This window comes from Kitasatospora sp. NPDC101176, assembly GCF_044768035.1.
Lineage (GTDB): Bacteria > Actinomycetota > Actinomycetes > Streptomycetales > Streptomycetaceae > Kitasatospora.
Genome location: NZ_JBIWPA010000015.1, coordinates 115,993 through 130,790, shown reverse-complemented (window position 1 = coordinate 130,790; position 14,798 = coordinate 115,993). Strand labels below are relative to the sequence as shown.

At 77.0% G+C, this 14,798-nt stretch carries 1 protein-coding gene; it reads left to right on the top strand.

The window, feature by feature from the left end; all coding sequences use genetic code 11:
- The first annotated feature begins 73 nt into the window (after window positions 1–73).
- A complete protein-coding gene (locus ACIRS1_RS21615; protein WP_402842214.1) occupies window positions 74–14,782 on the top strand; it encodes a type I polyketide synthase in 14,709 nt (4,902 codons plus the stop codon).
- The last annotated feature ends 16 nt before the right edge of the window (window positions 14,783–14,798 follow it).

The window sequence follows — 14,798 nt, the reverse complement described above, 5'->3', positions numbered from 1 at the left end:
CCCCCCGGCGTCCCGCGGTCCCCGACGCCGACCCGAAACGTGACGCCTCCCGAAACGAAGGTGCAGGAACCCCGTGAGCGAGCAGAAGCTGCGTGACTACCTCAACCGCGTGACGATCGACCTCCAGCAGACGAAGCAGCGGCTGCGGGACGCCGAGGCGCGCAGCCGCGAGCCGATCGCCGTCGTCTCGATGAGCTGCCGCTTCGCGGGCGGTGTCAGCACCCCGGAGGACCTGTGGGAGCTGCTCGCCGCGGACCGGGACGCGATGACGGGCCTGCCGGCGGACCGCGGCTGGGAGCTGTCCGACCTGTCCGCGAGCGGCGCCCCGGCCCGCGGCGCGTTCCTGTCCGACGCGGGCGGCTTCGACCCGGCGTTCTTCGGGATCAGCCCCCGTGAGGCGCTGGCGATGGACCCGCAGCAGCGGCTGCTGCTGCTCGCCTGCTGGGAGGCGGTCGAGCGGGCCGGCATCGACCCGGTCTCGCTGCGCGGCAGTGCGACCGGGGTGTACGTCACGGCGGTCGACCAGGGGTACGGCACGCTCGGCCGCACCGCCCCCGAGGCGGTCCGCGGCTTCCTGATGACGGGCAACGCGATCAGCGTGCTGTCCGGCCGGGTGTCCTACGCGATGGGGCTGGAGGGGCCGTCGCTGAGCGTGGACACCGCCTGCTCGGCCTCGCTGGTCGCGCTGCACCTGGCAGCCCAGGCGCTGCGCGCCGGGGAGTGCTCGCTGGCGCTGGTCGGCGGGGCGAACGTGATGGCGTTGCCGGGCGCGTTCCTGGAGATCGCCCGGCAGGGCGGCATGGCGGCGGACGGCCGGTGCAAGCCCTTCGCGGCCGCGGCGGACGGCACCGGCTGGGGCGAGGGCGTCGGCGTCCTGCTGGTGGAGCGGCTGTCGGACGCGCGGCGCAACGGGCACCCGGTGCTGGCGGTGCTGCGCGGCAGCGCGATCAACCAGGACGGCGCCAGCAACGGGCTCACCGCCCCCAACGGGCCGTCCCAGCAGCGGGTCATCCAGGCGGCGCTGGCCGACGCCGGGCTGAGCACCGCGGACGTGGACGCGGTCGAGGCGCACGGCACCGGCACCCGACTCGGCGACCCGATCGAGGCGGACTCGCTGCTGGCCACCTACGGCCAGGACCGCGACGCCGACCGGCCGCTCTGGCTCGGCTCGCTGAAGTCGAACATCGGCCACACCCAGGCCGCCGCCGGCGTCGCCGGGGTGATCAAGATGGTGCTGGCGATGGCGCACGGGGTGCTGCCGCGCACCCTGCACGTGGACGCGCCGACCCCGCACGTGGACTGGTCGGCCGGCTCGGTGGAGCTTCTCACCAGGGCCCGGCCCTGGCCGCGGACGGACCGGCCGCGCCGGGCCGGCGTCTCCTCCTTCGGGATGAGCGGCACCAACGCGCACGTGGTCCTGGAGGAGGCCCCGGAGCCGGAGCCGGCCGCCCCGGCCACGGGCGGGCCCGCCGCCACCGGGGCGCCGGTGCCGTGGGCCCTGTCCGGGCAGAGCCCTGAGGCGCTGCGGTCGCAGGCCGCCCGGCTGGCCGCGCGGGTCTCGGCCCGCCCCGAGCTGCGCCCGGCGGACGTCGGCTTCGCGCTGGCCACCACCCGCTCCGTGTTCGAGCACCGGGCGGTGCTGGTCGGCTCCGAGCCCGCCGAGCTGCTGCAGGGCCTGAGCGCGCTCGCCGAGGGCGTGTCCGCACCGACCCTGACGACCGGACGGGCGGGCGGCGAGGACGCCCGGACGGTGTTCGTCTTCCCCGGCCAGGGCTCGCAGTGGCTGGGCATGGCCCGCGGCCTGATGGCCTCGGCCCCGGTGTTCGCCCGGTCGGTGGCGGCCTGCGCGGAGGCCCTGGAGCCCCACCTGGACTGGTCGTTGACCGCGGTGCTGCGGGACGAGCCGGGCGCCGCACCGCTGGACCGGATCGACGTGGTGCAGCCCGCGCTGTTCGCGGTGATGGTGTCGCTGGCCGAGCTGTGGCAGTCCCACGGGGTCCGCCCGGACGCGGTGACGGGCCACTCCCAGGGCGAGGTGGCGGCCGCGTACGTGGCGGGCGGCCTCGACCTGGCGGACGCGGCGCGGATCGTCGCGCTGCGCAGCCTCGCCCAGGCGCGGCTGTCCGGCACCGGGGCGATGACGGCCGTGCAGCTGTCGGCGGACGCGGCGCGGGAGCGGCTGCGCCGCTGGCGGGGGCGGCTGTCGGTGGCCGCCGTGAACGGCCCGGCCTCCGTGGTGGTCTCCGGTGACCCGGCGGCCGTCGCCGAGCTGGTCGCCGAGTGCACGGCCGCCGGCATCCGGACCCGCGCGGTCGCCGCCGACGTGGCCGGGCACTCCGCGCACATGGACGGGCTGCGCGAGGGCCTGCTGGCCTCGCTGGCCGGGCTGCGGCCGCGCAGCTCCGGCGTGCCGTTCCACTCCGCCGTGACCGGCGGGCGGCTGGACACGGCGGAGCTGGACGCCGCCTACTGGTTCCGCAACATGCGCGAGACGGTGGACTTCGAGGCGGCCGTGCGGTCGCTGCTGGTGTCCGGCCCCGCGGTGTTCGTCGAGGTCAGCCCGCATCCGGTGCTGACGGTGCCGGTGCAGGCCGTCGCCGAGGACCTCGGGCACCCCGACACCGTGGTGCTCGGCACGCTGCGCCGCGACGAGGGCGGGCCCGGCGCGATGCTGCGGGCCCTCGCCGAGGCGCAGGTGCGGGGGCTGCCGGTGGACTGGGCCCCGGCCTTCGCCCCGCACCGGCCCGTCGCGGTGGAGCTGCCCACGTACGCCTTCCAGAACCGGCAGTTCTGGCTGGAGCCGGCCGCCGCCGTGGGCACCGCCGATCCGGCGGACGCGGCGTTCTGGGCGGCCGTGGAGCGGGAGGACGCCGAGACGGTGGCGACCACCCTCGGGGTCGCGCCGGACTCCTGGCAGGAGGTGCTGGCGCCGCTGGCCCGCTGGCGCCGGCACCGGCAGGACCGGGCGGTCCTGGACGGCTGGCGCTACCGGGTCGGCTGGAAGCCGCTCGGCGAGCCCGAAGCCGGCGTGCTGGAGGGCACCTGGCTCCTGCTCGACGCGGCGGGCACGGTGGAGCGGGCGGCGGGCGACGGGCCGGCCGACGGGATCGCCGACCGGATCGCCGACCTGCTCGCCGGGCACGGCGCCGAGGTGGTCCCACTGGCCCTGGACGGCACCGACGACGCCGACGGCGACCCGGCGGCCCTCGCCGCACGGCTGCGCACGGCCCTGGACGGGCGGGCCCCGCTGGCCGGAGTGGTCTCGCTGCTGGGCCTGGACGAGCGGCCGCACCCCGCCCACCCGGCCCTGCCGGCCGGCACCGCGCTGACCACCGCACTGGTCCGGGCGCTGCTGGAGCTCGACGTCACGGCCCCGCTGTGGAGCCTCACCCGCGGCGCCGTCGCGGTGTCCGCCGCGGACGGGCCGCAGCGGCCCGTGCAGGCGCTCGTCTGGGGGCTCGGCCGGGTGGTGGCGCTCGAACAGCCGCCGTTGTGGGGCGGTCTGGTCGACCTGCCGGCGGAGGTCGACGAGCGGGCACTGGCCCGGCTGGCCGCGGTGCTGGCCGGCGACGGTTCGGAGGACCAGCTGGCCGTCCGGCCGGAGGGCCTCTTCGCCCGCCGGCTGGTCCGGGCGCCGAAGGCCGCCGACCCCAGGCCCTGGCGGCCGCGCGGCACCGTCCTGGTCACCGGCGGCACCGGCGGGCTCGGCACCCATGTGGCCCGCTGGCTCGCCGCCGGCGGCGCCGAGCACCTGGTACTGGTCAGCCGCCGCGGTGAACGGGCGCCCGGCGCAACCGAGTTGGCCGCCGAACTGACCGCCCTGGGCTGCCGGGTGACACTGGCCGCCTGCGACCTCGCCGATCCGGGCGCGGTGCGCGGGCTGGTGGACGGCCTGGCCGCCGCCGGCGACCCGGTCCGCTCGGTGCTGCACACCGCCGCGGCCGTCCGGCTCGGCAAGGTCCGCGACACCGGGCCGGGCGACTTCGCGGGCACCCTGGAGGCCAAGGTGCTCGGCGCGGCCAACCTGGACGAGGTGTTCCGGGACACCGACCTGGACGCCTTCGTGCTGTTCTCCTCCGTCTCCGGCGTGTGGGGCAGCGCCGACCACGGCGCCTACGCCGCCGCCAACGCCTACCTGGACGCGCTCGCCGAGCACCGCCGCTCCCGCGGCCTGGCCGCGACCTCGGTGGTCTGGGGCATCTGGAGCGCGGCCGGCGGCGGGCTCGCCACCAGCGAGCTGGAGCAGCAACTCCTGGAGCGCGGCATCCCGTTCATGGACCCGCGGCTCGCCGTCGCCGGCCTGCAGCGGGTGCTGGACGACGACGAGCGCACCGTGGTGGTCGCCGACGTGGACTGGGAGCGGTTCGTCCCGGTCTTCACCTCCGTGCGGCCCAGCCCGCTGATCTCCGAGATCCCCGAGGTCCGGGCCCTCGCCGCGGCCGCCGCCGAGGCCGGGCCGCCGGACGGCGACGAGGCCGGCGCAGCGCTGCGGCGCGACCTCGCCGGCCGCACCGAGGCCGAGGCCCGGCGCACCCTGGTCGAGCTGGTGCGCCGGCACGCCGCCGACGTGCTCGGCCACGACTCGCCCGAGCAGGTGCGGGCCGACCGCCCCTTCCGCGAGCTGGGCTTCGACTCGCTGATCGCCGTGGAGCTGCGCAACCGGCTCAACGCGGCGACCGGACTGCGGCTGCGCACCACCGTGGTCTTCGACCACTCCTCCGCCGACGCGCTGGGCGAGGCCCTGCGGGTCGACCTGCTCGGCACCGCCGCGGACCGGGCCGCACCCGTGCTGCGCGAGGCGCCCGGCGACCCGGCGGAGCCGATCGCGGTCGTCGCGATGAGCTGCCGCTTCCCCGGCGGGATCGACGACCCGGACAAGCTCTGGCAGCTGCTCCTGGACGGCGGCGACGTGGTGGGGCCGATGCCCACCGACCGCGGCTGGGACCTCGCGGGCCTCTACCACCCCGATCCGGACCAGCCGGGCCGCTCGTACGTGCAGGAGGGCGGCTTCCTGTACGGCGCGGGCGACTTCGACCCCGGGTTCTTCGGGATCAGCCCCCGCGAGGCGGTGGCGATGGACCCGCAGCAGCGGCTGCTGCTGGAGACCTCCTGGGAGGCCCTGGAGCGGGCCGGGCTGGACCCGGCCGGGCTGCGCGAGAGCCGGACGGGCGTCTTCGTCGGCGTCAACTACCAGGACTACAGCTCGATCGCGGCCGGGGGCGCGCCGGACGCCTCCGAGGGGCACCTGGTGGCGGGCGCGGCGGCCAGCGTGGTCTCCGGCCGGGTCGCCTACACGCTGGGCCTGCAGGGCCCGGCCGTCACCGTCGACACGGCCTGCTCCTCCTCGCTGGTGGCGCTGCACCTCGCGGCGCAGGGGCTGCGCTCCGGGGACTGCTCGCTGGCGCTGGCCGGCGGCGTCGCGGTGATGGCCACACCCGGGGTGTTCGTCGGGTTCTCCCGCCAGCGCGGGCTGGCCGCCGACGGCCGGTGCAAGGCCTTCGGCGCGGCCGCCGACGGGATGGGCCTGGCCGAGGGCGCGGGCGTGGTCCTGTTGGAGCGGCTGTCCGACGCCCGGCGCAACGGGCACCCGGTGCTGGCGGTGCTGCGCGGCAGCGCCGTCAACCAGGACGGCGCCAGCAACGGGCTGTCCGCGCCGAACGGGCAGGCGCAGCAGCAGGTCATCCGGCAGGCGCTCGCCAACGCGGGCCTGACGGCGGCCGAGGTGGACGCGGTCGAGGCGCACGGCACCGGCACCACCCTGGGCGACCCGATCGAGGCCGACGCCCTGCTCGCCACCTACGGACAGGACCGCGACGCCGACCGGCCGCTCTGGCTCGGCTCCCTCAAGTCGAACATCGGCCACACCCAGGCGGCGTCCGGGGTGGCCGGGGTGATCAAGTCGGTGCTGGCGCTGCGCCACGGCGTGCTGCCGCGCACCCTGCACGCCGAGGACCGCACCCCGCACGTCGACTGGGCCTCCGGCGCGGTCGAGCTGCTGACCGAGGCCCGGGAGTGGCCGCCGACCGGGCGGCCGCGGCGGGTGGGCGTCTCCTCCTTCGGCTTCAGCGGCACCAACGTGCACGCGGTGCTGGAGCAGGCCCCGGCCGCGGAGCCGGTCGCACCGGGAACCGAGTCGGTCACGCCGGCCCCGGTGGACGGCGGCCTGCCGTGGCCGCTGTCGGCGAAGTCCGCCGAGGCGCTGGCCGCCCAGGCCGGGCGGCTCGCCGAGCACCTGCGGACGGCCGGGCCGGAGCAGGCCGACGTCGCCCGCACGCTGGCCGGGCGCGGCGCGTTCGAGGAGCGGGCGGTGCTGCTCGGCGGCGACCGTACGGCGGGCCTGGCCGCACTCGCCGCCGGGGAGGTGTCCCCGGGCGTCCTGCGCGGGGTCGCCGACGCCGGCGGGCGGCGGGTGTTCGTGTTCCCCGGGCAGGGGGCGCAGTGGGCCGGGATGGCCGTCGAACTCCTGGACTCCAGCGAGGTGTTCGCCGCCTCCATGGCCGACTGCGAGGCCGCCCTCGCCGCGCACGTCGACTGGTCCCTCACCGACGTCCTACGCACCCACGACCCCCTCGACCGCGTCGACGTCGTCCAACCCGCCCTCTTCGCCGTCATGGTCTCCCTCGCCACCCTCTGGGAATCCTGGGGCATCACCCCCGACGCCGTCCTCGGCCACTCCCAAGGCGAGATCGCCGCCGCCGTCGTCGCCGGAGCACTCACCCTCGAAGACGGCGCCCGCGTCGTCGCCCTGCGCAGCAAAGCCCTGCGCCGCATCGAAGGACAGGGCGGCATGGTCTCCGTCGGCCGACCGCCGGCCCTGGTCGAGGAGTTGATCGCACCCTGGGGCGAGCGGCTGTCGGTGGCGGCCGTCAACGGGCCGTCGGCGGTGGTGGTCTCCGGCGAGACGGCCGCGCTCACCGAACTGCTGGCCGAGTGCGACCGCCTGGAGGTCCGGGCCCGCACCGTGCCGGTGGACTACGCCTCGCACTCGGCCCAGGTCGAGCTGATCCGCGAGGAGCTGGCCGCACTGCTGGACGGCCTGCGCCCGGTGGCCGGGCGGCTTCCGCTGTTCTCCACCGTGGACGGCCGCTGGGTGACCGGCGAGGAGCTGGACGGCGCCTACTGGTACCGCAACCTGCGCCGGACCGTCCGCTTCGACACCGCCGTGCGGGCACTCGCCGAGGAGCGCTACCACGTGTTCCTGGAGATCTCCCCGCACCCCGTGCTGACCCTGCCGGTGCTGGACGGGGCCGAGGCCGCCGGGGCGCCCGGCGTGCTGGCCACGGGCACCCTGCGGCGCGAGGAGGGCGGCCTCGCCCGCGCGCTCACCGCGGCCGGCGAACTCTGGGTGCGCGGTGTGCCGGTGGACTGGCCGGCGGTGTTCGCCGGCCGCGGCCGGCACCGGATCGACCTGCCCACCTACGCCTTCCAGCGGCAGCGCTACTGGCTGGACGGCGGCGGCGCCCGGCCGGGCGCGGACGACGGCGGCGACAGCGCGTTCTGGCAGCTCGTCGAAGGACCCGACCTGGCCGCGACCGCCCGCAGCCTCGCCGTGGACGCCGCCTCGCTCGGCGAGGTGCTGCCCGCGCTCAGCGCCTGGCGACGGCAGCGCCGGGAGAGCGACGCGCTGGACTCCTGGCGCTACCGCGTCCAGTGGCAGCAGGTGCCGCAGCCCGCGTCCGCCGCCCCGACCGGCCGTTGGCTGGTCGCCGTACCCGCCGGCTCCGCCGGGTCCGAGCGGGTCCTCGCCCCGGTGCGGGCGCTGACCGAGGGAGGCGCGGACGTCCGCGTCGTCGAGCTGCCCGACCGGGCGGCGGACCGCACGGTGCTGGCCGAGCTGCTGGCCGGAGCCGTCGCCGAACCCCCGGCCGGGGTGCTCTCCCTGCTGGCCCTGGCCGACGCCCCGCACCCGGCGCACCCCGCGCTGCCCACCGGGGCCGCCCTCACCCTGGCCCTGGTCCAGGCCCTGGGCGACCTGGACGTCGCGGCGCCGCTGTGGTGCGCCACCGGCGGCGCGGTCACCGTCGGCCTCGGCGACCCGCTGACCGCCCCGCACCAGGCCCTCGTCTGGGGCACCGGCATGGTCGCCGGGCTGGAGCACTCCGCCCGCTGGGGCGGCCTGGTCGACCTGCCGCCGGTGCTCGACGGGCGGGCGCTGGCGGCGCTGCGCGCCGTGCTGGCCGGGGCCACCGGCGAGGACCAGCTCGCGGTCCGCCCGGCCGGGCTGTACGCCCGCCGGCTGGTCCCGGCGCCCCGCCCGGCCGTGCCCGAGCGCACCTGGCGCCCGCGCGGCACCGTCCTGGTGACCGGCGGGACGGGGGCACTCGGCCCGCACATCGCCCGCTGGCTGGCCCGCGGCGGCGCCGAGCACCTGGTGCTGCCCGGCCGCCGCGGCGCCGACGTCGCCGGAGCGGCCGAACTCACCGCCGAACTGGCCGAACTGGGCACCCGGCTGAGCCTGCCCCGCTGCGACCTGGCGGACCGCGACGAGGTGGCCGCACTGCTGTCCGGGCTGGAGGAGCGCGGCGAGCCCGTCACGGCGGTCTTCCACGCCGCCGCCTACATCGAGCTGGCCCCGCTGGACGGCACCCCGATGGACTCCTTCGAACGGGTCGTCGCCGCGAAGGCCGCCGGCGCCGCCCACCTCGACGCCCTGCTCGACCGCGAGCTGGACGCCTTCGTGCTGTTCTCCTCGATCGCGGGCGTGTGGGGCAGCAGCAACCACGCCGCCTACTCCGCCGGCAACGCCTACCTGGACGCGCTCGCCGAGCACCGCCGCTCCCGCGGCCTCGGCGCCACCACCGTCGACTGGGGCGTCTGGAAGGCCGCCAACCCGTGGGCGGCGCGCGACACCGTGGACGACTCCGACTTCTACCGGGTGCAGCGCCAGGGCCTGCCGCTGATCGACCCCGAGCCCGCCGTGCTCGCGCTCCAGCACGCGCTGGACGACGACGAGACGGTGATCGCCCTGGCCGAGGTGGACTGGCCGCAGTTCGCCGCGGTGTTCACCTCGGTGCGGCCCAGCCGGCTGCTCGGCGGCATCCCCGAGGTCCGGACGCTCACCGCCCCCGGCACCGCGCCCGCCGCGACCCCCGCGGCCACCGTGCTGCGCGGCCGCCTGGTCGGCCTGCCGGAGGCCGAGCAGAGCCGGATCGTGCTCGCCCTGGTGCGCACGCACGCCGCCGAGGTGCTCGGGCACGGCTCCACGGACGCCGTCCCGGCCGGGCGCGCCTTCCAGGAGCTGGGCTTCGACTCGCTGACCGCCGTCGAGCTGCGCAACCGGCTGACCACCGCGAGCGGCCTGCGGCTCCCGGCCACCCTGGTCTTCGACTACCCGTCGGCGGGCGTGCTCGCCGAGCACATCCGCTCGGCCGTGCTCGGCGAGCTCACCGGCCCGGCCGGGGCGGGCGCCGGAACGGCCGGCGAGCCCGACGAACCGGTCGCCATCGTCTCCATGGGCTGCCGGCTGCCCGGCGGCGTCCGCACCCCCGAGCAGCTCTGGCAGCTGCTGGTCGACCGCGGCGACGCCGTGTCCGGGTTCCCGGACAACCGCGGCTGGCCACTCGACACCCTGTTCGACCCCGACCCGGACCGGCCCGGCACCTCCACCACCCGGCACGGCGGCTTCCTGCACGACGCGGGCGACTTCGACGCCGAGTTCTTCGGCATCTCGCCGCGCGAGGCGATCGCCATGGACCCGCAGCAGCGGCTGCTGCTGGAGACCTCCTGGGAGGCGATCGAACGGGCCGGCCTCGACCCGGTCGCCCTGCGCGGCACCAGCACCGGCGTGTTCACCGGCGTCAACTACCAGGACTACGCGGCGGCCGTCGCACAGTCCGCCGAGAACGAGGGCCACCTGCTCACCGGCAGCGCCGCCAGCGTGGTCTCCGGCCGGGTCGCCTACACCCTCGGCCTGGAGGGTCCGGCGATCACCGTCGACACCGCCTGCTCGGCCTCCCTGGTGGCCCTCCACCTAGCTGCCCGGGCGCTGCGCGCCGGGGACTGCTCGCTGGCACTGGTCGGCGGCGTCGCGGTGATGTCCACGCCCGGAGCGATCGTCGGGTTCTCCCGGCAGCGGGGCCTCGCCGCGGACGGCCGCTGCAAGGCCTTCGCGGACGCCGCCGACGGGATGGGCATGTCGGAGGGCGCCGGAGTCCTGCTCGTCGAGCGGCTCTCCGACGCCCGGCGCAACGGGCACCCGGTGCTCGCCGTGCTGCGCGGCTCCGCCGTCAACCAGGACGGCGCCAGCAACGGCCTCTCCGCCCCGAACGGCCCCTCGCAGCAGCGGGTCATCCGGGCCGCGCTGGCCGATGCCGGGCTCACCGCCGCCGACGTCGACGTGGTCGAGGCGCACGGCACCGGGACGACACTGGGCGACCCGATCGAGGCCCAGGCCCTGCTCGCCACCTACGGTCAGGACCGGCCGGAGCACCTCCCGCTGCTGGTCGGCTCGTTGAAGTCGAACATCGGGCACACCCAGGCCGCGGCCGGCGTCGCCGGGGTGATGAAGGCGGTGCTGGCGCTGCGCCACCGCACCGTCCCGGCGACCCTGCACGTCGACCGGCCGTCCGGCAAGGTCGACTGGACGCAGGGCGCACTGTCCCTGGTCACCGACGCCCGCCCGTGGCCCGAACTGGACCGGCCCGCACGCGCCGGGGTGTCCTCGTTCGGGATGAGCGGCACCAACGCCCACGTCATCCTGGAGGAGGCACCGCCCGCCGAAGCCCCCGCACCGCCCGCCCAGGACACCCCGCCGGCCGGCCCGGTGGCATGGCTGCTCTCCGGCCGCACCCCGCAGGCCCTGGCCGACCGGGCCGAGCAGCTGCGCGAGCACCTGGACGGCGCGGACGCCGACCCGCTGGCGGTGGCCCGCACCCTGGCCGGGCGGACGGCGTTCGCCCACCGCGCGGTGCTGGTCGGCGGACCGGAGCAGCTCCGCGCCGCCCTGGTCGGCGGCACCGCCCACCGGGTGGAGGGCCGGGACGCCGGGGACGGCCGGACGGTGTTCGTCTTCCCCGGCCAGGGCTCCCAATGGGCCGGCATGACCGCCGAACTCCTCGACACCGAACCCGTCTTCGCCCAACGCATCAACGACTGCGAGATTGCCCTCGCCCCCCACGTCGACTGGTCCCTCACCGAACTCCTCCGCAGCCAGGCACCATTGGACCGCGTCGACGTCATCCAACCCGCCCTCTTCGCCGTCATGGTCTCCCTCGCCGCACTCTGGCAGCACCACGGCATCCACCCCGACGCCGTCATCGGCCACTCCCAAGGCGAGATCGCCGCAGCCGTCGTCGCCGGCGCCCTCACCCTCGAAGACGGCGCCCGCATCGCCGCCCTCCGCAGCAAAGCCCTCAACACCCTCGCCGGACACGGCGGCATGACCAGCATCAACCTCCCCCAGACCGACACCGAACACCTCATCGCCCCCTGGACACCCGACCTCACCATCGCCGCCCTCAACTCACCCCACACCACCGTGGTCTCCGGCACCGTGCAAGCCCTCACCGCCCTCCACACCCACTGCACCGCCCACGACATCCGCCACCGCCCCATCGACGTCGACTACGCCTCCCACTCCCCCCAAGTCGAACGACTCCAGCAGCAGTTGAACCAACTCCTCACCGTCGACGCCACCACCCCCCGCATCCCCATGCTCTCCACCGTCACCGGCACCTGGCTCACCACCCCACCCGACACCGCCTACTGGTACACCAACCTCCGCCAACCCGTCCTCCTCGCACCAGCCCTGGAGAAACTCCACCAAGCCGGCCACACCACCTACATCGAAACCACCCCCCACCCCGTCCTCACCATCACCATCGAGGAAACCCTCGACACCGCCACCGCCATCCCCACCCTCCGCCGCCACGAAGGCCACCGCACCCGCTACCTCACCTCCCTCGCCCACGCCTGGACCCACGGACTCCCCGTCGACTGGAGCGAGTTCGTCGGCGAGGGGGCCCGGGCGGAGCTGCCGACGTACCCGTTCCAGCGGCGTACGTACTGGGCCCAGCCGAAGCCCGGAGGCGGCGGCGACGTGAGCGCTGCGGGGCTCGGCAGTACGGGGCACCCGCTGGTGGGCGCGGCCGTCGAGATCGCCGACACCGGCGAAACCCTCCTCACCGGCCGCCTCTCCCTCCACACCCACCCCTGGCTCGCCGACCACACCGTCAACGGCACCACCCTCCTGCCCGGCACCGCCTTCCTCGAACTCGCCCTCCGCACCGCCGACGAAACCGACACCCCCCACCTCCACGAACTCACCCTCCAAACCCCCCTCCTCCTCCCCCCCACCACCCCCGTCCACCTCCAGATCCGCACCACCGCCCCAGACCCCACCGGACACCGCACGCTGGACATCCACTCCCGGCCGGAGGGCTCGACCGGGCCGTGGACGCCCCACGCCACCGGTGTCCTGGCGCCCGAACCGGCCGCTCCGGCACCGGAGTCGGCGGACCGACCCTGGCCGCCGGCCGGCGCGGTGCCCGTCCCGGTCGAGGGGCTGTACGAACGCTTCGAGTCCTTCGGCTACGGCTACGGCCCCGCGTTCCAGGGGCTGACGGCGGCCTGGCGGCTCGGCGACGAGGTCTTCGCCGAGGTGCGGCTGCCGCAGGACCAACACGGCCAGGCGGCCGCGTTCGGCCTGCACCCGGCGCTGCTGGACGCGGCCCTGCACGGCCTGTGGCTGGTGCCCAGGGACGGTGCGGCGCAGCGGGAGGAGCCGGGGAAGGCCCGGCTGCCGTTCTCCTGGACCGGGGTCCGGTTGCATGCCTCCGGTGCGACCTCGCTGCGGGTGCGGCTGGGCTACGACGCCACCGGATCGGTCTCGGTCGAGGCCGCCGATCCGCAGGGGCGCCCGGTCGCCTCGGTGGACGCGCTGGTGATCCGGCCGGTCGAGCTGGACGCGCTGCGCGCCGCCGGCAGCGGGCTGGGCGACTCGCTGTTCCGCCTGGAGTGGCAGCCCGTCTCCCCGGTGGCGACCGACGGGCCCTGCGCGGGCATCGTGCTGGGCGAGGAGCTCCCCCGGGACGCCTCGACAGCCGTGCTGGTCCGCTGCGAGCGGGCCGGGCAGTCCGGTCCGGCCGCGGTGCGGGCCGCGCTGGCGGAAGCCCTGCAGCTGCTCCAGACCTGGCTGGCGGACGAGGACCGGGCCGACTCGACGCTGCTCGTCGCAACCTCCTCGGCGGTCGCGACGGGCCCGTCCGAGGGGGTGGCCGACCTGGTGGCGGCCGCCGTGCGGGGCCTGGTCCGCTCCGCGCAGTCCGAGCACCCGGACCGGATCGTGCTGGTCGACACCGACGACCCGGACGGCCTGGCCGCGCTGGCGCCGTCCCTGGCCGCGCTGCGCGAACCGCAGCTCGCCGTCCGCGGCGGCGCCGTCCTGGCCGCCCGGCTGGTGCGGGCCCCGGTCCCCGAGCCGCAGCCGTTCACGCCCGCGGAAGGCGGCACGGTGCTGGTGACCGGTGCCGGCGGGGTGCTGGGCTCCCTGGTGGCCCGGCACCTGGTCACCGCGCACGGCGTGCGGCACCTGCTGCTGGCCGGCCGACGCGGCTCCGGGGATCCGGCGGCCGTCGCGCTCGCCGCCGACCTGGGCGCGCTGGGCGCCGCGGTGACGGTGGCGGCCTGCGACGTCGCCGACCGCGAATCGGTGCGGGCCCTGCTGGCCGCCGTCCCGCCCGCGCACCCGCTGACGGCGGTGGTGCACTCGGCCGGGGTGCTGGACGACGGCGTGATCGGCTCGCTCACCCCCGAGCGGCTGGACACCGTCCTGCGCCCCAAGGTGGACGCGGCGCTGCACCTGCACGAGCTGACCCGCGATCTGGACCTCGCCGCCTTCGTGCTGTTCTCCTCGGCGGCCGGGACGTTCGGCAGCGCCGGACAGGGCGGCTACGCGGCGGCCAACGCCTTCCTCGACGCGCTCGCCCAGCAGCGCCGGGCGGCCGGTCTGGCCGGGCAGTCGCTGGCGTGGGGCCTGTGGGAGCAGCGCAGCGCCCTGACCGGCACGCTGGACGCCACCGACCTGCGCCGGCTCGACCGGGGCGGCGTCGCGGCGATCTCCGCCGAGGAGGGCCTGGCGCTGTTCGACGCCGCCCTCGGCTCGGCGGACGCCCTGCTGCTGCCGGTGCGGATGGACCTGGCCCGGCTGCGGGCCGGCTCCGGGCCGGACGGGGTGCCGGCGCTGTTCCGGCGGCTGGTGCGCGGTGCTCCGCGCCGGGCGGCGGCCGCGGCGGACGCCGCCGAGGCCGACTCGCTGCGCCGGCGCCTCGCCCTGCTGGGCGCGCAGGACCGCGAGGCGGCCGTGGTGGAGCTGGTGCGGGCCCGGGTGGCGGAGGTGCTCGGCCACGACGGCCCGGAGGCCGTCGACCCGGAGCGCGCCTTCAAGGAGGTCGGCTTCGACTCGCTGACCTCGGTCGAGCTGCGCAACCGGCTGAAGGCGGTCACCGGGCTGCGGCTGCCCGCGACGCTGGTCTTCGACCACCCGAGCCCGGTCGCCGTCGCGGCGTACCTGGTGGAGCGACTGGTCCCGGCCGGGGAGCAGCCGCCCGCGGCGCCCGCCGGGCGGGATCCGGAGCTGCGCCGGCTGCTGGCCGGCATCCCGCTGGGCCGGCTGCGGGAGGCCGGACTGCTGGACCGGCTGCTGGCACTGGCCGGGCCGGGCGGCACCGGCTCCGCGCCGGGCGCCGGCGGCCCCACCGACGCCGAAACCTCGGCGGGCGCCGGGATCGCGTCCATGGACGTCCAGGAGCTGGTCCGGATGGCCCTGGACGGCGACCGTGCCTGACGCCCCCCGCCCCCTG